The organism is Paludibacterium flexuosum (assembly GCF_037076605.1).
In the GTDB taxonomy this organism is placed as follows: Bacteria; Pseudomonadota; Gammaproteobacteria; order Burkholderiales; family Chromobacteriaceae; genus Paludibacterium.
In genome coordinates this window covers 1,299,579-1,320,604 of the sequence record NZ_AP029060.1, presented here as the reverse complement: position 1 = coordinate 1,320,604, position 21,026 = coordinate 1,299,579, and the positions used below count along the sequence as shown (strand labels likewise).

Sequence of the window (21,026 nt, the reverse complement as noted above, 5' to 3'; positions counted from 1 at the left end):
GAGAAACTGTACCAACAGGTTCAGTTAATGAAAGTGAGTGTGTCATGCGAGCCAAGTCTGAGATCCGTCGCCAGGCCATCCTGGATGTGGCGGAGGAGGTGTTCCGCGAGAAGGGGTTCGAGCTGGCCTCGATGTCGGAGATCACTGCCCGTGTCGGCGGTTCCAAGGCCACGCTCTACAATTATTTCGCCTCCAAGGAGGATCTGTTCCTCGAGGTGATGCACCGCTTTGCCGAGACCGCCATCCATCCCCTGTTTGAAGGGCTGGATGCGCAGCAGCCCCTGCGGCAGACCCTGCAGACCTTCGGCGAGTCATTCATCGGCTTCATCAGCCAGCAGCGCCTGATCACCTTGATCCGGGTGTTGTATGCCGAGTCAGGGCGTACCGATGTTGGCCGGCGCTTCTATCTGCAGGGGCCTCATGATGGAGAGATCAAGCTGGCGCAGTATCTGCAGTCGTGCATGGAGCGCGGTGCATTACGTCAGACTGATCCGCGGGTCGCCAGCTGTCACATGATGGCCCTGTTGCGCGCGGAAATTCTGGACCCCTTGCTATTCGGCGCCAGCGAGCTGGCGCAACTCCCCCCGATCCCGCAGACGGTCGAGCGGGCGGTCGAGACATTTTTGCTTGCCTATCGTCCCTGATGCCGACACCGGGGGGCGGGTAAAGGGTCACTAAACTCCTGGTGAAAATAGTCGATATTAGAACTACCAGACTGTCGCCACGGAGGTTGCCATGTATCGTGCCTTGCTGAAAAAGTACATTGCCCATCTGATGGATCTGCATGGTACGGCCTACTTTGCCGATGCCTTGTCGCTGTGTGATCTGTTCCCCGGCGGTATCGATCAGGAAGAATATGTGGCGTTCAATGGCCTGGTCGCCGAGGTGTTGCGCGAGCGCGGCGAGGTGGTGGTGAGTGTACGCGAAGGCTTGTGTTGATGGGGGTGTGGTGGCGTAGTCTCACCCGTCCTGAGCCACCCCGACATGTCGTTCAAGGTGCCATTCCGGCACAGGAAGTCTTCCCGATTCTGTACCCAGTCGCTTGCCCTGTGGCATCCAGTCGTTGATGGCACAGGCCGGCACGGACACGCCGTCACGCGATGGACTGTCCAACTCGGTCTGACGGAGACGGTCTGTCGGCTTGTCGTGATGGTGGCAAATTGAATCATCTTTTTTGTGACGAATGATCGAAGATCAGCGGGATGCTATATATCGATGATCAGCGGTCATTTGAGCCTCAGGGCCGGAAAGGGCGGTCATGAGTCAGGCAGGGCAGGGCATGAGCCCGTCAGTGCTGGTGTTGTTTACCATCGCCGTGGCGTTTTCGACCTTTATGGAGGTGCTGGATACCTCGATCGCCAATGTGGCGGTACCGACCATTGCCGGCAACCTCGGCGCCAGTGCCAATGACGGCACCTGGGTGATTTCCTCCTATGGCCTGGCCGCTGCCATTGTGGTGCCGATGACCGGCTGGATCGCCCGCCGCTTTGGCGAGGTGCGGACTTTTGTGGCATCGGTGCTGCTGTTCACCCTGGCTTCAGCCCTGTGTGGGCTGGCCACCAGCCTGCCGATGCTGGTGGCTTTCCGTTTTCTGCAGGGACTGGTGTCCGGGCCAATGGTGCCTTTGTCGCAGACCCTGCTGCTGTCGAATTTTCCGCCACAAAAGCGTGGTATGGCCATGGCCCTGTGGGCGATGACGGTGGTGGTGGCGCCGATCTTCGGCCCGCTGATGGGCGGCTATATCACCGACAACCTGACCTGGCCGTGGATCTTCTACATCAACGCGCCGATCGGGCTGTTTTCCGCCATGGTCACCTGGACGCTGTTGCACAAGCATGAAACCCCGACCATCCGGGGGCCATTCGATGTGCCGGGGCTGATGCTGCTGGTACTGGGGGTGGGCTGCCTGCAACTGATGCTGGATAACGGCAATGACCTGGACTGGTTCAATTCGCCGGTGATCGTGGTGCTGGCCATCATTGCCGTGGTGGGGTTGACCCTCTTGGTGATCTGGGAGCGGGGCGATGAACACCCACTGGTGGATCTGAGCCTGTTTCAGCATCGCAATTTCCGCTATGGCGTGCTGGCACTGGGGCTGGGGTTCATGTCGTTTTTCAGCATGACGGTGCTGATTCCGCTGTGGTTGCAGACGGTGATGGGCTATACCCCGACCTGGGCCGGGATTGCCACCGCGCCCATCGGCATTCTGGCGCTGATCTGTTCGCCGCTGGTGGGGCGCAATATGCAGAAGGTCGATCTGCGCTGGCTGTCGACCCTGGCCTTCGTGATTTTCGGTCTGACCTCCTACTGGTTCTCGACCTTCTCGCTGGAGACCTCGCTGGGGCAGATCATGTTGCCGCGGGTGGTACAGGGGGTGGCGACCGCCTGCTTTTTTGTGCCGATCAATCAGATCATCCTGTCCGGCATCGAACCCAGCCGGCTGGCTGCGGCTTCCGGGCTGTCGAATTTCTTTCGCACCCTGTCCGGCAGCATGGGCACGGCCATCGTGGTGACGGTCTGGGATCACCGTACCCAGATGCATGAGGCCCGGCTGGCGGAGAACCTGTCCATTTACAGCGATTCAACTCAACGCTATCTGGATGGTCTGGGGCAGTTGGGGCTGCAGGGCGAAGCTGCCTGGCGCCAGTTGTCCGGCATGGTGCATCAGCAAAGCGCCATGGTGGCGACCACCGAGGTGTTCTGGCTGATTGCGCTGGTGTTTTTCGGCCTGATCGTGGCGATCTGGCAGACACGACCGCCGTTCGGCTCGGCCGGGGGTGGGGGCGGGCACTAATCAATCACTGATGTATTGAGGAGGTCTGATGCACTTCTTGATGCATGCAGGTGATTGGGAAAACAACTGACTAGATGGCATCTTTTTCCGGGTTTTGTCATAGACACTCTGCCGATCCATGTCAGCATTGACGCTTTTTTGAGAAGGGCTTCGCACAATCACGTGACAGAAAGCTAGTCCCATCCTGTAGTTTATTTCCCAGATTTGTTCGTATTTTTATAAATATCAGTTGTTTAGATTTCTTTGTGTCGTTTCCCTGATTTTCATTCCTTCAATCTGACTGCTCCTTCTGCGATCAACCTATAGCGGATCGCGTCACTCTAAATCCGTATGAGTTTTTTGGAGTTGATCTCATGCGGAAAAACGATTCAATGCGCTGGATAGTCGTCGTAATGACCAGCTTCCTGGGAGGCGCTGTCCGAGCTGAGCTCCCTTTAGCAGTCGAAGATCTGGTCACAGACAAGGGCAAGGTCAAACTGGAGCTGGCTTTGACCTACGCCAATGCCCAGCGCCATGGCCTCTCGACTGGTGAACCGGTCATCATTCAAACCGGCCCCTCTTCCTTTCTCTTGCTGCCATCCGACGTCGGAGAACGTGAAGGCATTAGCGACAGTTTGGTTTCTACCGTGGGGCTGCGCTATGGCTGGCTGGCAAATACCGAGCTCCATGTTCGCGCCAGCCATCTGCAAAGTACTCTGCGTGAACGCAATGATATCGGTCAGACGCGGAGTAAACATCAAGACTACTTTGCCGAGGCCTGGGGCGGCTTGACCCATCAATTCATACCGGATGATGACACTCCTGCCTTGCTTGGCTTTGCCGAGGTCGCTTTGCAAGAACGTCACGCGTCCAGTTCCGCTGCCTTCAAATCATGGATGGTGGGCTTGACCACCTACAAAGCCATTGATCCCGTGGTGTTGGCCTTTTCCGCCAGTTATCGGCTTGACTTGACTCGGCGCGACAACATGAAAAGCCACAAGCCAGGAAACCTTTTGCTACTTCATCCGAGTCTGGCCTTCGCTATCAATGATCGGGTCAGCGTCAGCGGCGGGGTGCAATGGACTAATTTGCAACCCGACACCCTCGATGGACAGGCGCAAGGTCTGCGCCAGACCAAAAGTTCACTGCTGTTTGGCGTGGGGTATGGCGCCAGCAAGCAGGACACACTGAATGTTTCGGTCAAACACAACATCTCAGGACGCGGTGGTGCCGAAATGCGCTTCCATTGGCTGTATGCACTCTGACGGGATTCAGGTCGAAGCGGGACAGGCCTGAACGATAGGACAGACAGTCCCGCGCTTTGAATGTAGGAGAATGTGATGAAAATGACTTTGAAGGTTTTGATGACCACATTGGGTCTGACTCTCAGCCTGAATGCACTGGCCGAGGATCGCCCACCTGCTTTTAATCTCTCGGACCTTGGGCAGTTATTCCGCAGTGATGACTCGCGACCGATGCAACTGGCCACATTATCTCCGCAGGAAATGCAGGATACCCAAGGGGCATTTAATCCGGCTGTAGCTGGTGCCGTGATCGGTGCGGCAGGAGGCGGAGCCAGGTACATAGCCCACACTATTAGCAACAATCAACCATGGAGTGGTCGAATGCTTGCAGGCAGTGTCGCATCAGGCGCCGCAGTCGGGGCATATATCGGTACCGGGGCGGCTTTGGCCGGAGGGGGGAGGACGGTTGGGGCCATGATTTGGCGAGCAAAAGGTGAGGCAATGAATATTCCGATCGGCAAGATCTGGCAGCGCAATTAGCATGTGCCAATCGGGGGTGCGCTGAGCGCGCCCCTTCACTCATTAACGATGGACGCCATGGTGTTGAGCTTCTTGCTGGAGTGGATGTCTTTTTGGATCGATGTCATTTGTGGGCATATCGGCGGTCAGTTCGCCCGGGGTAAAGTCAGTGCGCGCAGGGGAGCCTCAATCTGTGCTCTCGCAATATTCGCTTATGGCATTGCTCTGGATTTCATCTACTCCGGCCAGGGCATGCATCTATTTATATTATCTGGCATTGGGCTTTCGGCAGGCGTTGCTGTCGGTATGTGGTTCGTGTTCTATGGTCTGTTACGTTTCATGGGGTGGCTGGATCAACGCTGCCCGGGCAGCCAAAGAACAGATCGCTGTTCGCCAAGCGAAGTCGGCAAAAAATCAGATGGATCAATGAACGGGCGAGAATATGGAGAAACGCAGCGATGATGGCTGCCTTGCTTGAGTGGCTTGCTACTTGGGTTGAGGCGAGTTGTGGGCAGGTGGGCGTTGAGTTATCTCAAGGAAAGGTCAGTGCGCGCAAAGGCGCCAGCCTATGTGCCCTGACCATCCTGGCTTACTGCATTGCAACAGATCTGATTTACGCCTATGTGGGGACAAAGCATTTTGGACTGATCAATGTTGGTCTTTCTGCGGCATTAGCAGGGGGGAGCTGGTTCGTGTTTTATGTTCCATTACGGTTCATCGAATGGCGGTGTCACCGCTCTCCGGACCAACAGGCCAAAGACAACATCGCCGCTCGTGAGCCTCAAGACGCATCCAAGAAGGTGGGACAATGTGTCGACGAATAGCAGGTTACCATTTGGTGTTCTTGGCGGCGATGGGGTGGCTACTCGTCTCCCCTGCCTTGGCCGACATTTATATTGATTGGCATGTGGCGCGTGGGCGTTTGTCGCTGACATCCTGGAAGGAAAAACGCGATGCCGGTATCGTCAAGCAGGACCACGACTATTCATGTGGCGCTGCCTCACTGGCGACATTGCTTAACCGTTACTACGGACAAACACTCACCGAGGACGCGATACTTAAAGAACTATATAACGGTGAAGCCCGCGCTTCATTCGAAGAGATGCAACGTGCTCTGTCAAAGTTTGGATTTCGCGCCTTGGGACTGGCGTCGTCTTATGCGCAACTTATACAACTCAAGATGCCAGTCATCGTCTATTTGAAACATCGCAAAGACGATCATTTCTCTGTCCTGTACGGTATCGATGCAGAGACGGTTTGGCTGGCTGATCCCTCACAAGGCCATCGCAGCCATAGCCGAGCGGAATTTCTCGACATGTGGCATACCCGTGCTGACAATCTGTTGCCAGGCAAATTTTTGGCCGTTTTTCCCAGCTCGCCCACTATAAAACCCGTAGATGGTTTCTTTACTTCCGTGCCGACTCGTCACAGCCTTCCCGCCCTCAGACAGTTACAATCCCGGCAGTTCTAAGCGTTCTATAAACCTATTATTCATTCTGCGTACCGATGCAAAAACGCCACCCCAAGGGGTGGCGTTTGGCTTTGAGACCAAGAGGGATCAGGCGCCGTAGCGGTGTTCGTTCAGGCTGTCGGCTTCCTGTTTCCTGAACTGGCCAAAGCGGGGCAGGAACTTGTCCCAGTCGATGACATGGCCGTCGATTTCCGGTCCGTCGATGCAGGCGTGCTTGCGGACCAGCTTGCCGTCGACATTGACCGGCACCATGCAGGCACCGCACATGCCGGTGGCGTCGACCATGATCGAGTTGAGGCTGGCGACGGTTTTGGCCTGGTAGGGGCGGGTCTGGTCGCAGACGGCACGCATCATCATCGGCGGGCCGATGGTGATGACTTCGGCGATCGGGCGGCCCTTGCCGGCCTGGTTGTCGTCCAGCATCTGCTGCAGCGGCGTGGTGACAAAGCCCTGCATGCCAAGCGAACCGTCGTTACTGGTGTAGATCACCTCGAGCTGATCGCCGAACTCGGCCTTGAGCATGGCCACACGGTCGGTCGGGCCGTCCCAGAAGGCCAGGTCCGCGCTGCGTACCCCGGAAATCAGGGTGCAGTGGTTGCCCATGCGCAGATGCTCACGCAGGATCGGGTATACCGGCGGCAGACCGACACCACCGGCGGTGAATACCACCGTGGCGTTGTCATCGTAGCGGTGCAGCTGGCTCGGCAGGCCCAGCGGTCCGGCGATGCCGGCAAAGGCTTCGCCCACCTGCATGCGATTGATGGCGATACTGCTGGCGCCGACGCCCTGGATCACCAGGGTGATGGTGCCTTTCTCGACGTTCCAGTCAGCCAGGGTCAGCGGAATCAGCTCGCCCTTGGGCCAGGCCAGCACCCGCACGAACTGACCGGCGCGCGCCGTGCGTGCCACCAGCGGTGCCCGGACCTCAATCTCGACGATGCCGGTGGCCAGTTCCTTGCGGTCGACGATGGTATGCGGTTCGGCCCCCAGTTCGGTGTAGTGACGCGCGCGGCTGACCCGGTCGCGGATTTCATCTGTGGTGCAATCGATGGTGCCGAGAATTTCGCGGGCGGCCGACTGACCGTCACCTGCCGCACGGATGGCGGTGGAGCCGCCGCGGGTGGCGTCGCCACCGGAGAACACGCCTTCCAGCGAGGTCTGCTGCGAGCCGCCGCTGACTTCCAGCGTGGCCCAGCGAGTGGTTTTCAGACGGGGTTCCGAGTCCTTGATGATCGGGTTGGCATCGTTGCCGAGTGCCATGATCACCAGGTCGACGGCCATCAGCTCGCTCTCGCCGGTCGGTTTCGGACTGCGGCGGCCGGAGGCATCCGGCTCGCCCAGGGCCATGACTTCCAGGCGGGCGTGGCGGACAAAATGGGTCTTGTCATCGCCGAGGAATTCACTCGGTGCACGCAGCACCTTGAGGTGAATGCCTTCTTCCAGCGCGTGGTGCAGCTCTTCCACCCGGGCCGGCATTTCGTCACGGGTACGACGGTAGAGAATGGTGACGTTGGCGCCGAGGCGACGGGCGGTACGGGCCGAGTCCATGGCGGTGTTGCCACCGCCGATGACCACCACTTCCTTGCCACGGGTTTCCGGCAGCGGGGTGGCGAACTCGTTCTTCAGACCCTGCATCAGGTTGACGCGGGTGAGGAACTCGTTGGCCGACATCACGTTGAGCAGATGCTCGCCGGGCACGTTCATGAAGCGCGGCAGGCCGGCGCCGGTGCCGACAAACACACGGTAGAAGCCGGCGTCTTTCAGCGACTGGATGCTGGCGGTCTTGCCGACCACGAAGTTGGTGACAAAGCGGCCGCCCAGGCGCTTGATCTTGCCGACCACGTCATCAATCAGCTCGTTGGGCAGGCGGAACTCCGGAATGCCGTAGCGCAGCACGCCACCCAGTTCGTGGAAGGCTTCGAAGATGGTGACCGGGAAGCCTTCGGCGGCCAGCAGGTAGGCATTGATCAGACCGGACGGACCGGAGCCGACCACCGCAATCGGTGGCTTGCTGGCCGTCAGCCACGGGTCGTTGAGCAGGTCGGTCGGGATGGCCTGGCCTGCCTGGCGCACCTTCTCGCGCTGCGGCAGGAACCACTCGATCTGGCCGATCTCGATCGGCTGCTTCTGGTGTGCACAGACGCCCTGGCACTGCAGTTCCTGCGGGCAGACACGACCGGTGACGTTGGGCAGCGGGTTGCAGCTCTCGATCAGCTTCATGGCCTCGTGGAAGCGACCAGTGCCCAGCAGGGCGATCATTTCCGGGATATGGATCTTGACCGGGCAACCGCCTTTGTTCTCCGCCTTGCCTTCGACGTGCTCGCCCAGTTCGCACGGGCGTTCATGACACTGCTTGTCACGCAGTGCCTCCAGCCAGACGAACAGGTCAACTTCACGGGCAGAGAAGCCGACGTTCATGTAGCCGAGATAGCCCTGGTTGACCAGGCCGAAGTCGTCCGAGCGTTCTTCCGCCGAGCGGACATAGGGCGGAATGTAGCTCTGCGCCGGCCAGTTTTCCGACAGGCCCTTGAACATCGGGTAGCGCCCGGACAGGTGCTGGTCGATGCCCTGGATGAACTTGCGCTTGAGTTTCAGCGGCAGGTTCCAGACAAAGCGCATCAGCAGCAGGGCGGTGTCGTCTTCGCGCAGCAGGGCTTGCCAGAAGGCTTGTACGAAGTCGCCCCCCAGCTCGTCCTGCTGGAATTCCCATACCACCGCCTGCATGCCGTCGCCGATGAACAGCTCGCGGAATGACTCGGGTTGGTTGATCAGACGGCGCTGCAGCAGCGCCATCTGCCGTTTGTAAGCCTCGACAGCCTCGGTTTCCTCGAGGCGGGCGACTTCCTCGCGTGAACGCGCCAGGTCGTCGCCGACCGCAACGAAACGCTGCAGGTCTGCCGGGTTGAAAGCGCTTGTGTTCGGGTTCATCGAATCACCTCGGCATCACAATTGGCGATCACGCGGGCCACGCGGCTCTTCAGTTCGTCGGTGACAGTCACCTTGTCCAGGGCGCCCGGGATCAGCTGGGCCACGTCGCGGCTTTCGCCCTCGACGACCACCCGGGTCTTTTCGAACAGCTCCGGCAGTTCCTGATAGCAGGTGTTGCAGCTGGTGCACTTGGTGTGATCGTTATCGTCGAAGACCAGCAGGGCATCGCCTGCTGCCGCCGGAGCGGCGGCACTGGCGGCGGCCGCCGGCTGACCGCCGACAGCGACGATCGGGATCTGACCAATGCTGGCCGGGGCCTTGCTGGCGGTGGCCAGGTCGGCCATGGTGCGGGCCATGGCGTCGATCGACGATTCGCGCTGTTCGACCGCTTGCAGGTATTGCTGCTTGAGGGCTTCCAGTTCGGCACGATGGTTTTCATTCATCACGGCGACCTGACGACCGCTCAGGGTCTGCAGCAGTTGCCAGTTGCGACGACGGTCTTCGGTCAGGGCCACGATTTCGTCCGAAACGGCCAGGCGCGTCAGGCGACGCTTGCCATCCACGGCATAGATGAACGGCGTCTTGCCATCGCGGGCTTCCGGATTGAGTTCGACGTAGGCATCGACCGGGACGGCATCGGCGCTGTCATCGAGCTTGCTGAACTGTTTCTTGAAGCGGTTTTCTCCCAGGGCGAACTGGGCCGGGGTCAGGGCCACTTCCATCAGTTGCAGCTTGCCTTCCGCATCCAGATATTCCAGCGTGGTCTTGCTCCAGGTCTTGTCCAGATCCGGGTTGCCTTCCAGCGACAGGCGCTCGAACAGCGTCTTGCCGCGGCGTGGATCATGGACGAAGACCGGGCACATGCGGCTTTCCACCGCCAGGCGCGAATGCTCGGCCGAGGCGCGGTCGGCAATGCCGTGTTCGCCCTGGCAAGGCGTGTAGACGTCGAGCATGGCCGGGCCGTCGGTGTACTCCAGATAGGCCAGGGTGTTTTTCAGGAAGTGACCGTGCAGGGCCGTACTGCTGACACAGGCGAACACATTGCCGTGGAAGGCGGCGATCAGCGCCAGTTCCTTGCGCTGTTCGTGCTTGCCGTGGTGGGCCTTGCCGAAGCGGGCCAGGTCGGAGTCCTGAGCGACATAGCTGGAGGTCGAGGCCTGACCGCCGGTGTTGGAGTAGGCGCCGGTATTGAGCACCATGATCTTGATCGGCGTACCGCTGACCAGGATGCGCGACAGGGCACCGAAGCCGATGTCGTAGTTGGCCCCGTCACCGCCGATGGTCATCACGGTCGGCAGCAGCTTGAGCTCTTCCGGCGTGAAGGTGCTCCAGTTGAGGTAGCGCAGCACGCTGTCGTGCTCTTCTGCACGGTATTCGCCGGCCAGTTCGAGTTGTGCCTGACGCAGGGCACGCACCAGCTCGGTTTTCTGGGCGGCAATCCCTTCGAACATCCCCTTGGCCAGCGGCTGGGCATCCTGGAACAGGCTGTTGACCCACGGGTCGTTATAGGGGTTGAACGGGAAGGTCGAGGCATAGACGCTGCTGCAGCCGGTGGCGTTGGCAATCACCGTGCCACTCTGGCCGTTGCCGGTCGGACCGCTTTCCATCTGGTAGAGCTGGTTTTCCAGCTTGGCACTCAGCTGGCTCAGCCGTTCGCGGGTCTGGTCGCCGGCCGGCAGGGCGTCGCGCTTGTCTTCCAGCGCAGCGATGATCTGCTCCAGCTGGCGGGTGTGCAGGCGGCGACGCTTCTCGGTGATGGCCTGGCTGGTGGACATCACCAGCCGGATAGCGGTGACTTCACCGCAACCGCGACAGCCGCCGTGGCCGCCGGTGGTGGCGTAGTAGTTGTCACGTACCAGCATCAGGCGCTTGATGTCGCCGCCTTGTTCCAGTGCTTCGTTGACAAAGCGTTCCGGGGTGCTCGGCAGTTTGGCCAGGAAGGCGAAGCGGCGTTGCAGGGTGTCGAACAGGGCGTTGTCCTGATCGCGCGCCTTGAGGGCACCCGGACCACAGACATCCACGCACTCCAGACAGCCGGAGCACTTCCACGGGTCGATGCTGACATTGAACAGACCGCCGGTACCCGGCTGGGCCTTTTCCATGGCATCGAAGAACGGCTTGGTACGCGCCACCGGGTAGTCGGCCAGTTTGGCGACCATTTGCTGGTAGTGGCTGCGCAGGGCCGGTGACAGCTCGCCCAGGGTGGCGACGGCGGCTTCGACATGCTCATGGAAGGGCCGCTCGGCCTGGTGGTCGCGGTAGGCGGCGCGGATGGCTTCGACCAGCGCGAACACCTGATTGTGCATGGTTTCGCGCTGGGCGCCGGTCAGCTCGAGCTGACCGATGGCGCCACGCAGCAGTTCGTGAATGTCATGCACGGCGGACGGCATGGCGGCATCCGGACAGACCATGGTGCATTCCATACAGCCGGTGCACTGTGCCGGATCGAAATCCGGTACGGTGCGGCGGAACAGTCCCTTGTCCTTGGCGCCGGCGGTCCCGGTCGGCATGAACATGCCGATACCCGGCAGTACCGGTGCTTCACCGATGGTGCCGCTGCGGAACGGCTTGGCCACCATTTCCTCGAAGTATTCCTTGTCGAACAGACCACCGGTGGCGGCGCTGCCGGCACGGCGGCACATGGCGGCCGACAGCTCCGGACCGGCAAACGAGACCTTGGCCGGTTCGCCGTCGATGGCGCGCAGTGCCGCGGAGTCGTAGTCGAGCGGCAGGGTGGCGGCAATCCCGTCACGGATGACGTTCATATTACCTTCGACAATGGCCTCGCCCTTGCTGCCGAACTTCTTGGCAATCTGCTTGGCAATCTTGTCGAGCAGGACCTCGCGCTCGGTGCCGGCCAACACTTGCGGAACATGACCGGCTACCGCGCCGATGAAGGCAATGCCCATCATGCGGGTGGCCAGGGCCGGAGACGGCGAGTGTTTGCTGGCCACGCTGAAGGCATCGATCACCAGGAAGCGGATCTGCTTGTCACGGATGGTCTGGCGTGCGGCCTGCGGCAGCTCGCGCCAGATTTCTTCCGGCGAGGCATTGGACTGCAGGATGAAGGTGCCGCCCCTGGCCAGGCCGCGCAGCGGGTTGGTGTGGCTGAATACCTTGTGGTCGGGCGAGATGACGATTTCGACATCTTCCAGCTCGGCGTTGGTGATCTTGATCGGTTCCGGGCTGAGGGTGATGTAGTAGTTGGTCGGGGCGCCGCTCTTTTCCGAGCCGTATTTCGGTGCGGCCTTGGAGTGCAGGTCGAGTGCACCGGCCAGGATGTCGGTCAGCAGTTTGCCGGAGGCGATGGTGCCGTAGCCGCCTACCGAGTGGAAGCGGATGCGGAAGGCGCTGTCCGGCAGCAGCCGCGGATTGTCGCCGGTTTCCAGCGCCATGCGCTCGGTTTCCGGATAGGCCGCTTTCAGGCGGGCCTGCAGCTCGGCCATGCGCGGCGACGGATCCTTGGAGAAGAACTGGCTGCCAAGGTAGACCAGCGGAGCCGGGTTGCCACTGGCCAGATGGTGGAAGGCGGCAATCAGGTGACGCGGCTGCAGGTCGTGACCACCCAGGCCGAAGATGGCGGTAGTCAGCATCGGCAGCTGCTCGATGGCGTCGATGCCTTCATAGCGCAGCTGGTCGGCGTTTTCGCGCGCCTTGAACAGCGCCTGGGTGACCAGGCTGCTCAGGGCGGTCTGTTCCGAGCGTTCCAGCACCATGACCGCCTTCTTGCCCTTCAGGGCAGCAACGATTTCGGCTTCCGGGAACGGTTGCAGCAGTTTGACGGCGACCAGGCCGACCTTCTCGCCCTTGGCGCGCAGGTGGCTGACCACGGCTTCCACGTCTTCGGTGACCGAGCCCAGGCCGACCATGACGGTTTCGGCATCGTCACAATGGAAGGTGTGGATCGGCGCATAGTGGCGACCGGTCAGTGCCGAGTATTCGGCCATGGCCTGACGCACCATGGCGGGAACGGCGCTGACAAAGTGAGTGCGGTGGTCGATGGCACCAGCCTGGAAGTCCGGCTGGTTTTGTACCGGGCCGGTCAGCCCCGGGTTGTTGATGTCGACCAGGGCCGGGACGCGCTGGCGCGTGCCCTTGGCATGGGCATTGCGCCACTGGCGGCGCCACGGGCGCTGCAGTTCGGCCGGCAGCCAGGCCAGCGTGTCGTCCAGCAGCTTGCCTTCGGCATCCTGTTCGATGGCCTCGGCATGCTGGTTCAGGTAGGTGTCCAGTGCCGCATATTGTGCATCGGTCAGGTCGGCGCGCTGGTTGTCCAGGTATTGGCGCAGCTGGGCCACGCGTCCCTTGGCACCGAACAGCATTTCCTGCGCCAGGGTCGGGGCCTTGATATAGGCCTGCGGGTCGCCGATAAACTCTGCCAGCAGTTCCGGCTCGGGCAGACAGGCTTCGCTCAGCATGTGGCTGGTAGAGAAGCCATCCATGGCGTTGGCTACCGGGATCAGCGAGTCGGCAGACAGTCGGTAGGAGATGGCGGCCAGGTCTGCCGCTTCCTGCGGGTTAGCGCCGAACAGGATGGTATAGCCGGCGGACAGCAGGGCGTAGACGTCGTCATGGCCGGCCATCACGTTGAGCGAATGGCGCGAGACCACACGCGCGGCCACTTGCAGCACGAAACCGCCGACTTTCTTGCCGACCGTGACGTAGTGCGATTCCATGGCATACAGGATGCCCTGGCTGGAGGACGCATTGGAGATGTATTGCCCGCCGGTCAGTGCCGCGCCCAGCGCGCCACTTTGCGCCGAGTGTTCGCCTTCCGGGCTGAAGAAGAACGGATGTTTGCCCCAGACATTGACACTGCCGTCGGCACGGGCTGCCTCGAACAGCTCGGCAATTTCGGTCGACGGGGTGATCGGGTAACCGATGACACCACCGCAGACATGATTCATCACATGCGCGACAGCACCATTACCGTGAATGACACAGGGAATGCCAGGGTATTTCGCTTGATCGACTTTCATGGAGAGGTATCCAAGAGCTGGGTAAATTGTTATCTCCCGGGGCGTCGCGGACGCAGCGGGCACCTGATTCATATGGAATACTCAGCCCAAAAATCGACAAACTCTTTTACCTGAATCAACAATTGTCTTGATTCGGAAGCAAACCTTGCTTGCTTGATCTTTGTCAGCGAATCGGAGGCTTGATGTGTCGCAATTTTGTCATTTCACGAACTTATATGGCGTATACGTGAAAATGATTGACACATTTTTGTCTTGACGTGCTGTGCGTATTATCCAACAGGAGACTTGCATGGAAATGAAACACCTGAATGCCGGCAAGCTGCGAACCGCGGGCTATGACCGTGCCAGCCGCACGCTGCGTGTCGAGCTGGAGGATGGCCGGTGTCTGGATTACAGCGGGGTGAGCGAAGCGCTCTGGCAACGGCTGGCCGGCTCGGCTTCGGCCTGGAGTGTCTATCGGGACCATATTGAGGAGCAGTTCACTTGCCGGCCGGCCCCGCGTCAGGGAAAAGGGCCAAAGGCCAATCCGCTGGATGATTTGTTTGTCTGAGGGGGCGGTCAGGGAACCAGGGGGGCCTAGATCACGCCACGTATCCGTTCGTAGCCGGCGCGGCTGATCGGCACCAGCTTGCCGCCCTGCAGGCGCGCGGCATGGCCGTCGCGCCCATGACGCTCGATGGCCTGCAGGCGTGTCAGGTTGATCAGATAGGAGCGGTGCACGCGCACAAAAACCTGTGGGTCGAGCTGGGTTTCGATGTCACTCAGGCGCTGGGTTTTCAGCCAGCTTTTTCCCTGACTGCAAATGGCAATGTAGTCGTCCTGCGCCTCGATGTAATCGATCTCCTCCACGGCCAGCACATGGACCTGTTCGCGCTCGCGGATCAGGATGCGGCGCAGTGGCTGCTGGCTCTGGAGCAAGGCGTTCAGGGCCGGTCTGCTTTGCCCCTGCAGGGCACGGGCCTTGTCCAGGGCCTCGTCGAAGCGACGTTGCGAGAATGGCTTGAGCAGATAGTCCACGGCATGCAGGTCGAAAGCCTGCAGGGCGTGGGCCTCATAGGCGGTGGTGAAGATGACGCCATGGCGTCTTCCGCTCAGTGCCAGTACTTCCAGCCCGGTCAGTTTGGGCATCTGGATGTCGAGCAGGACCAGATCCGGGGCCAGCGTGCTGATCGCTTGCACGGTCTGCAGGCCGTCTTCGCATTCGGCGATGATGGTCAGGTCAGTGTGTGCCTGCAGATAGTCGCGGATCAGGTGGCGTGCCAGTGGTTCATCATCGGCAATCAGCACGCTCAGGGTGGTGCTCATGCGCGGGGCTCCTCGGATGGCAGGGTGATCTCGACCCGGAACTGACCATCATGGCGTTGCCAGGTCAGCCGGGCTCGTTGTTCGTATTGGCGCCCAAGTCGTGCCTGACAATGATTCAGCCCATGTCCGCTGTCACTGGCGACCACCGGGGCGGCGGGCAAGGGGTTGCTGACGGCCAGGTGCAGCCAGGTGTCACGCAACGAGGCTTCGATATGGACGGTGCCGCCCTGGTCGAGCTGGCGGATGCCATGCTTGAGGGCGTTTTCCAGCAAGGGTTGCAAGGTCAGGGGCGGCAGCTGGCAGGGGCGGGCCGCCGGATCGATTTGCCACGACAGTTGCAACTTGCTGCCAAAGCGACGTTGCTCAATGGCCAGATAGTGTTCGCACAGCGCCAGTTCTTCACTCAGGCTGATGGTGTCGCGGCCCGATAGTGCCACGGTGCGGCGGAAAAACTGTGCCAGATCAATGGTCATGTCGCGAGCTGCCGCCGGATCGAGGCTGGTGAGGGCGCTGATCGAGTTAAGGCTGTTGAACAGGAAGTGCGGATCAATCTGGCTGCGCAGCAGGCGCATTTCGGCATCGCGTGCCATCAGGCGTGATTCTGCCTCGGCGGTCAGTGCCTGCTGCAGGTTGCCGAATGCGATCAGGACTTCGTGGGTCAGCAGCGAGAGCAGATACAGTGCCACCCCGGCCAGAAACAGGATCAGCCGCAGATTGGCATCCAGCGGCATCAATGCGCCTGACAGGCCCAGCAGGACGCCGGCGGCGACATTCCAGGCCAGTGCCATGGCCAGCCAGATGCCGGCCCAGACCACGGCCGTGCTGGTGAACAGCCAGAAGGTGGCGGCCAGTGTGCGGCGTGCTGCCGGACGGGCCCGGCACAAGGGGTAGGCGGACAGCAGGGCGAAGCCGCACAGCAGGCTCAATGGCAGGGCAAACAGCAGGGCCTGTCCTGTGTCAGCCTGATCGCTGAAGATCAGCAGCGAGGCAAAGACCAGGCCGCCCAGCAGGCAGGCCAGGCCATACAACAGCAGTTTGCGCACATCGGCCAGGATCGGATGCATGCGGCGGGCTCAGTGGCCGATCTCGATGCCGCCCAGCACGACCTCGCCTTGCAGCAGCAGGATTTTGTCACTGTGCATCGGGGGGACGGTCTTGTCCTCGATGCCGCCGAGCACCGGAGAGATGTTCAACTGCAGCTGCCAGTCATGCGGGATGCGGATCTTGATCCCGCCGCCGACGACATTGACCTGCAGGGTGGCCTGGTTGCTGATCGATGCCTGGCGCAGGTCCAGCTCGATGCCACCCATGACCACATTGAGCGTGCCGCCCTGAAAGTCTTGTGAATCGCACCGATGGTTGAGGCCGCTCATGGTGGCGGAGAGTTGCAGACTGGCATCGTGTGCCAGTACGGGTTCTCCCAGCGGGCTGTGTCCTCTGCCGCCGCGGTCGCGGCGGGGGACGCGGCGCGGTGCCAGTCCGCGTGTCATCACCGCCAGCCCGGCAAGGATCAGGAAGGCCGGCAGCAGGATGGCCATGACATGCTGAACCAGGCCGAGATTCTGCAGGGTCAGCCCGACGCCAAGGGCGATGAATCCCAGGCCGAACAGCATGCCGGGCAGGTGGTGGCGGTGCAGCAGTCTGGACAGGCCGAAGGCACAGAACACCAGGGGCCAGTAGTGACGAAGCTCACCAATCTGAATGATGTGCAGATTGCCCAGCAAGGCCAGAACGCCTGCGACGACAAAGCACAGACCGAGTACCAGCCGGTGGCGTGGGTGGGGGGCGTGGTCGTGTGTGCCGTGATGGTGCCTCATGATGTCATTTCCTGTGCGAGAGGACGGCGCTGGAACAAGCCGCGCAGCGTGACGCGGCAGCCGAAGAGAATCAGCAGTACCGGCCAGCTGTTGTGAAAGGTCAGCCCCCAGTAGTGGCCGATGCAGGCATACAGCCAGATGGCGAGGGCGATGCGCAGCAGTCCCTTTGCCCCGGGGAAGAATCGACGCGCAGTGACCACGCGTACCAGGCCGGACAGGCCGATCAGGATCGGCAGGATTTGCCAGACCGACTGCGGGGCCACCGTGCCGAGATTGGCCAGCGCCAGCAGGACGCCCAGCAGAATCAGCGACAGCCCGCTCAGCAGGAAGTGGAACCGGCGCATGGGGTGCCGGTGTTGGGGCTGTTCGAGCCGCATCGGGTTCATCATCTTGGTCCTCGGATTGACAGGGTACGCTGCCAAGATTATCCGCAGTGGCTGCCGGCGTCGTGCGGCTTTCGGCCAATGCACGCCGTGACTCGGTGAATGACGGAGATTGCCGGTCGGTTGCTGGTGGTTCTGGTGCCAAGTAGGTCAGCTTATTCTTCGGCAACCGTCCTTGTCAGGTAAAAAAACATCCGGTTCCTGGTGAGGAAGACCGGATGTCTTGGGGCCTGCGACCTGGGTCAGGACGACTTGCCGTTCTTCTCGGCACTACGCTTGTCGTAGTAGTCCTTGTTGGCCAAGTAGTGCTGGTAGCGCTTTTCCTTCTTGGCGGCGCTTTCGGCCAGCATGCGGGCCTTTTCTTCCGCTTCGGCCTTTTTGCGGGCTTCCTTGGCGGCCTTGTTGGCGGCGATGCGCTCGGCTTCGGCGGCATCCATGGCGGCAATTTCCTCGCGGCTCTTGCCCGGGCCGGTTTTTTCGAACCAGGCGACGGACTCGACGTGGGCGGTGTGCGGGAACATGTTGATGATGCCGGCTGCCTTGAGGGTGTAGCCCTTGAGGTGCACCAGGATGCCGGCGTCGCGCGCCAGGGTGGCCGGATTACAGGAAACGTAGACCAGGCGTTGCGGCGCATTGTCGTCGCTCAAGGCCTTGACCAGCTGTACGGCGCCATCGCGCGGCGGGTCGATCAGCATCTTGTCGAACTTGCCCAGGGCCGTGAAGCTCTCCTCCGTCACCTCGAACAGGTTGGCCATTTCGTAGCTGACGCGATCTTGCAGGCCGTTGTGGGTGGCATTTTCCACGGCACGCTTGACCAGGGCCTCGCTGCCCTCCATGCCGTGGACTTCGGCGCCGGAGCGGGCGATCGGCAGGGTGAAGTTGCCGATGCCGCAGAACATGTCGGCAATGCGCTCACCCGGCTGCGGGTCGAGCAGGCCGAGGGCACGCTTGACCATGATGGCGTTGATCTGCGGGTTGACCTGGGTGAACTCGGTCGGGTTGTACGGCATCTCGACGTTGTATTCCGGCATGCGGTAGGTCAGACGCGGCGCAGTCAGCGGATAGAAGGGATAGCAACTGTCCGGTCCCTTCGGCTGCAGCCAGATCTGCAGCGGGCGTTCGCCGGTATGTCGGTCGGCAAAGGCGCGCAGCAGGCCTTCGTCGGCCACATTGATCGGATCCATATTGCGCAGCACCAGGATGTCGACGCTTTCGCCGACGGCCACTTCGACCTGCGGCATGCGCTCGCGGATCGACAGTTGGGCGATCAGCTCGCGCAGCGGCATCAGCAGGGCCGAGATGTGCGGCGGCAGGATGTGGCATTGCTGCATGTCGGCGATGTAGCTGGAGCGCTTTTCGTGAAACCCGACCAGAACGGTACCCTTGCGCTCCACCCAGCGGGCCGACAGACGGGCGCGATGGCGGTAGCCCCAGGCCGGTCCGGCGATCGGGGTCAGCATGCGTTCTGCCTTGACTTTGCCGATGTGGCGCAGGTTGTCTTCCAGTACACGTTGCTTGATGGCCACCTGGGCGGAGAACTCGACGTGCTGCATGGAGCAGCCGCCACAGGTGTCGAAATGCGCGCAGCGCGGGGTGGTGCGGATGAAGCTCTCTTTCCGCACTTCCACGGTCTCGGCATTTTCGAATGTGGGTTTTTTACGGTAGGAGCGGTATATTACCCGCTCATAGGGTAGTGCCCCATCGATAAAAATGGTTTTGCCATCGACGCGGGCGACACCGTGCCCTTCATGGTCGAGTGACTCAACCAGGGCAATCGTTTCGGACGGATTCATTGTTCGTTGCCAGATCAACCACTAAAGAAGCGATTTTCTCAAAAAGCGGCGCCTTGCGCTGGCTTTTTTGTGAAGGGGCTCTTTCAGACAAGCGCCAGCGGCGCGGATGCATCAGGATGAAGGTCGGGATGTTGAAGTTTTTTGCGATGGCAGTACTGGTGTTGGCAAGCATGGCGGCGCGAGCCGGCTTGCCGGAGCCGGACGTGCTGATTACCAGCCAGGGACGCCAGGTGGTGATCAATGTGCCGCAGACGCGGCTGTTTCTCTATCAGGATGGTGTCCTGGTGAAGTCTTATCCGGTGGCCGTCGGCAAGATGCTGACCGGCACCCCGACCGGCAGTTTCGATATCACCGGGATCTATCACGATCCGACCTGGCATGTGCCCAAGTCGATCCAGGAAGAAATGCGGGCGCAGGGCAAGCCGGTCAAGACCGCTATTCCGCCCGGCGAGGACAATCCGCTTGGCAAGGTGTTCATCCGTTTTGGCGAACCCGGTCTGGGGCTGGGGATGCACGGGACCAACGCGCCCGGTAGTGTGCCGGGGTTTCGCAGTCACGGCTGCGTGCGACTGAAGAATCCGGATGCGCTGGATCTGGCCGGCCTGGTGCGCGTGGGGGATGCCGTGACGGTGGCGTATCAGGCGATTTTGCTCAATCAGGATCCTGCCGGGCATTTATGGCTGACGGCGTATCGCAATCCCTATGGCCATGATGATGTGTCGATGCCCTGGCTGGGGCAGGTGTTGCTCAAGTGGCAGCGTGATCACCGGATTCCGCTGTATGGCAATCGTGTCAACGACGCTTTGCGTTTGCGTAATGGCAAACCGGTGTGCCTGAGCTGCAAGGGCGCCGCGCCGGATTATCGTGAGGTCTCGCTGACGGTATTCCGTTGGCTATCCAATCCACCAGACAGCGGCCTGACGGTGGAGAGTTCGGCACCCGCCCGGGCGCCGGCCAGCGAATCGTCACAGCCGGCATTCTGATGTCGCGGCAGGCCGAAGTCTTGCCGCCGGTTTTGCCGAGAGGTCTGTCTGCCACGCTGCAGTGGCACGATTGCCGCCCTGGTGAGCCGATCCCGGTGCCTGTTCGTGCCGAAGGCGTGCTCTATGTGGTGATCGGCGGCGCCATGGCGCTGCAATGTGCCGGACGCTGGTGGTCGCTGCCTCCGCAGCATGGTGTCTGGATCCCGCCGGGGAGCGAACATGTGCTGTGTGCTCGTATGCCCCTGTCGCTGTGTTCTCTGAGCGTCATGGAGGACTCTCGCTATCTGGCGCGTCTGCCTGCCGATTTCCGCGCCCTGACGGTTTCTCCTTTGTTGCGCGAATTGATCCTGCGTCTGGTGAGCAAGCAGCAGGTACGTTGTGCCGATGAGCACGAGCAGCGGCTGATGCAGGTGCTGGTGGAGGAGCTGGCCTGGTCGGAGGATGTCGGTTTGCCGCTGCCACAGGGCGGCGATGTGCGACTGGCGCGTGTCTGTACCGCATTGCTGGCAGATCCTGCCGACCCACGGGGACTGGAGGCGCTGGCCCGGGAGCAGGGGGCGTCAGGGCGTACGCTGTCGCGTTTGTTTGTCGCCGAGTTAGGGATGTCCTATCAATTGTGGCGCCAGCATCTGTCGGTCATGACGGCTTTGCCGCACCTCGCCGCCGGCGAGTCGGTGACGCAGGTGGCGACGGCGCTTGGCTATGACAATCCGGGGGCGTTTGCTGCCATGTTCCGCCGCCTGATGTCTTGTGCGCCGTCTGATTACGCTCGTAAGGGGCGTGGCCAGGATCCTGCTGGCGCTTGAGTTGTCTGGTTTGCCGCCATGCGTG

The 21,026-nt window shown here is 61.1% G+C and carries 19 protein-coding genes; 11 read left to right on the top strand and 8 right to left on the bottom strand.

The features are described 5' to 3' along the window. The first annotated feature begins 44 nt into the window (after positions 1-44). From AACH39_RS06240 to AACH39_RS06205, 8 genes are all read left to right on the top strand, one after another. A complete protein-coding gene (locus tag AACH39_RS06240; protein ID WP_215781864.1) occupies positions 45-644 on the top strand; it encodes a TetR/AcrR family transcriptional regulator in 600 nt (199 codons plus the stop codon). Positions 645-735: 91 nt separating this feature from the next. After that, positions 736-939, top strand: a complete 204-nt coding sequence (locus tag AACH39_RS06235) for a hypothetical protein (RefSeq protein ID WP_215781865.1) — start codon at positions 736-738, stop codon at positions 937-939. A 319-nt stretch (positions 940-1,258) separates the two neighbouring features. Beyond that, entirely contained in the window at positions 1,259-2,794 is a 1,536-nt protein-coding gene (locus tag AACH39_RS06230; protein ID WP_338621126.1) for a DHA2 family efflux MFS transporter permease subunit, read from the top strand. A 392-nt stretch (positions 2,795-3,186) separates the two neighbouring features. Beyond that, on the top strand, positions 3,187-4,038 hold the full coding sequence (locus AACH39_RS06225; RefSeq protein WP_338621125.1) for a meta-pathway of phenol degradation family protein: 852 nt from the start codon (positions 3,187-3,189) through the stop codon (positions 4,036-4,038). Positions 4,039-4,113: 75 nt separating this feature from the next. After that, positions 4,114-4,557: a hypothetical protein gene (locus AACH39_RS06220; RefSeq protein WP_338621124.1), complete on the top strand. Its 444-nt coding sequence runs from the start codon at positions 4,114-4,116 to the stop codon at positions 4,555-4,557. Between the two features lie 57 nt (positions 4,558-4,614). After that, complete coding sequence (locus tag AACH39_RS06215; protein ID WP_338621123.1) at positions 4,615-4,998, top strand: hypothetical protein; 384 nt, start codon at positions 4,615-4,617, stop codon at positions 4,996-4,998. Then, entirely contained in the window at positions 4,995-5,360 is a 366-nt protein-coding gene (locus AACH39_RS06210) for a hypothetical protein (RefSeq protein ID WP_338621122.1), read from the top strand. Before AACH39_RS06215 ends, AACH39_RS06210 begins: the two co-directional genes overlap by 4 nt. A gap of 14 nt (positions 5,361-5,374) precedes the next feature. Beyond that, a complete protein-coding gene (locus tag AACH39_RS06205) occupies positions 5,375-6,007 on the top strand; it encodes a C39 family peptidase (RefSeq protein WP_338621272.1) in 633 nt (210 codons plus the stop codon). A gap of 87 nt (positions 6,008-6,094) precedes the next feature. Here the strand turns inward: AACH39_RS06205 and AACH39_RS06200 are convergent, their stop codons facing one another. Then, on the bottom strand, positions 6,095-8,935 hold the full coding sequence (locus AACH39_RS06200) for a sulfide/dihydroorotate dehydrogenase-like FAD/NAD-binding protein (RefSeq protein ID WP_338621121.1): 2,841 nt from the start codon (positions 8,933-8,935) through the stop codon (positions 6,095-6,097). Next, positions 8,932-13,914, bottom strand: a complete 4,983-nt coding sequence (locus tag AACH39_RS06195; protein WP_338621120.1) for a 2-oxoacid:acceptor oxidoreductase family protein — start codon at positions 13,912-13,914, stop codon at positions 8,932-8,934. Before AACH39_RS06195 ends, AACH39_RS06200 begins: the two co-directional genes overlap by 4 nt. 289 nt (positions 13,915-14,203) lie before the next feature. Here AACH39_RS06195 and AACH39_RS06190 point away from each other — a divergent pair, with 289 nt between their 5' ends. Continuing rightward, positions 14,204-14,464: a KTSC domain-containing protein gene (locus AACH39_RS06190; protein WP_215781869.1), complete on the top strand. Its 261-nt coding sequence runs from the start codon at positions 14,204-14,206 to the stop codon at positions 14,462-14,464. 26 nt (positions 14,465-14,490) lie between these two features. On the opposite strand, the gene AACH39_RS06185 is transcribed toward AACH39_RS06190, so the two are convergent. The 6 genes from AACH39_RS06185 to AACH39_RS06160 all read right to left on the bottom strand — a co-directional run bounded on the left by AACH39_RS06185 (position 14,491) and on the right by AACH39_RS06160 (position 19,384). Further along, positions 14,491-15,219 carry a response regulator gene (locus tag AACH39_RS06185; protein ID WP_215781870.1) on the bottom strand — a complete coding sequence of 243 codons (729 nt, stop codon included), beginning with the start codon at positions 15,217-15,219 and terminating at the stop codon, positions 14,491-14,493. Further along, positions 15,216-16,283: a histidine kinase gene (locus AACH39_RS06180; protein WP_338621119.1), complete on the bottom strand. Its 1,068-nt coding sequence runs from the start codon at positions 16,281-16,283 to the stop codon at positions 15,216-15,218. The genes AACH39_RS06185 and AACH39_RS06180 overlap by 4 nt, the downstream gene beginning before the upstream one ends. 9 nt (positions 16,284-16,292) lie before the next feature. After that, on the bottom strand, positions 16,293-17,036 hold the full coding sequence (locus tag AACH39_RS06175; RefSeq protein ID WP_215781872.1) for a DUF5668 domain-containing protein: 744 nt from the start codon (positions 17,034-17,036) through the stop codon (positions 16,293-16,295). Continuing rightward, complete coding sequence (locus AACH39_RS06170; protein ID WP_215781873.1) at positions 17,033-17,425, bottom strand: hypothetical protein; 393 nt, start codon at positions 17,423-17,425, stop codon at positions 17,033-17,035. The genes AACH39_RS06175 and AACH39_RS06170 overlap by 4 nt, the downstream gene beginning before the upstream one ends. A 236-nt stretch (positions 17,426-17,661) precedes the next feature. Then, positions 17,662-19,212, bottom strand: coding sequence for a 23S rRNA (uracil(1939)-C(5))-methyltransferase RlmD (gene rlmD, locus AACH39_RS06165; RefSeq protein WP_215781874.1), 1,551 nt, complete (start codon positions 19,210-19,212; stop codon positions 17,662-17,664). Continuing rightward, positions 19,181-19,384, bottom strand: a complete 204-nt coding sequence (locus AACH39_RS06160) for a hypothetical protein (protein WP_215782779.1) — start codon at positions 19,382-19,384, stop codon at positions 19,181-19,183. The genes rlmD and AACH39_RS06160 overlap by 32 nt, the downstream gene beginning before the upstream one ends. Between AACH39_RS06160 and AACH39_RS06155 the strand changes: the two genes are divergently transcribed. Continuing rightward, the gene (locus tag AACH39_RS06155) at positions 19,383-20,195 is read left to right on the top strand and encodes a L,D-transpeptidase (RefSeq protein ID WP_252346190.1); all 813 of its coding nucleotides are present in this window, start codon (positions 19,383-19,385) and stop codon (positions 20,193-20,195) included. The two genes, AACH39_RS06160 and AACH39_RS06155, sit on opposite strands and share 2 nt — an antisense overlap. Further along, a complete protein-coding gene (locus tag AACH39_RS06150) occupies positions 20,195-21,001 on the top strand; it encodes an AraC family transcriptional regulator (RefSeq protein ID WP_338621118.1) in 807 nt (268 codons plus the stop codon). The genes AACH39_RS06155 and AACH39_RS06150 overlap by 1 nt, the downstream gene beginning before the upstream one ends. Positions 21,002-21,026 lie beyond the last annotated feature (25 nt).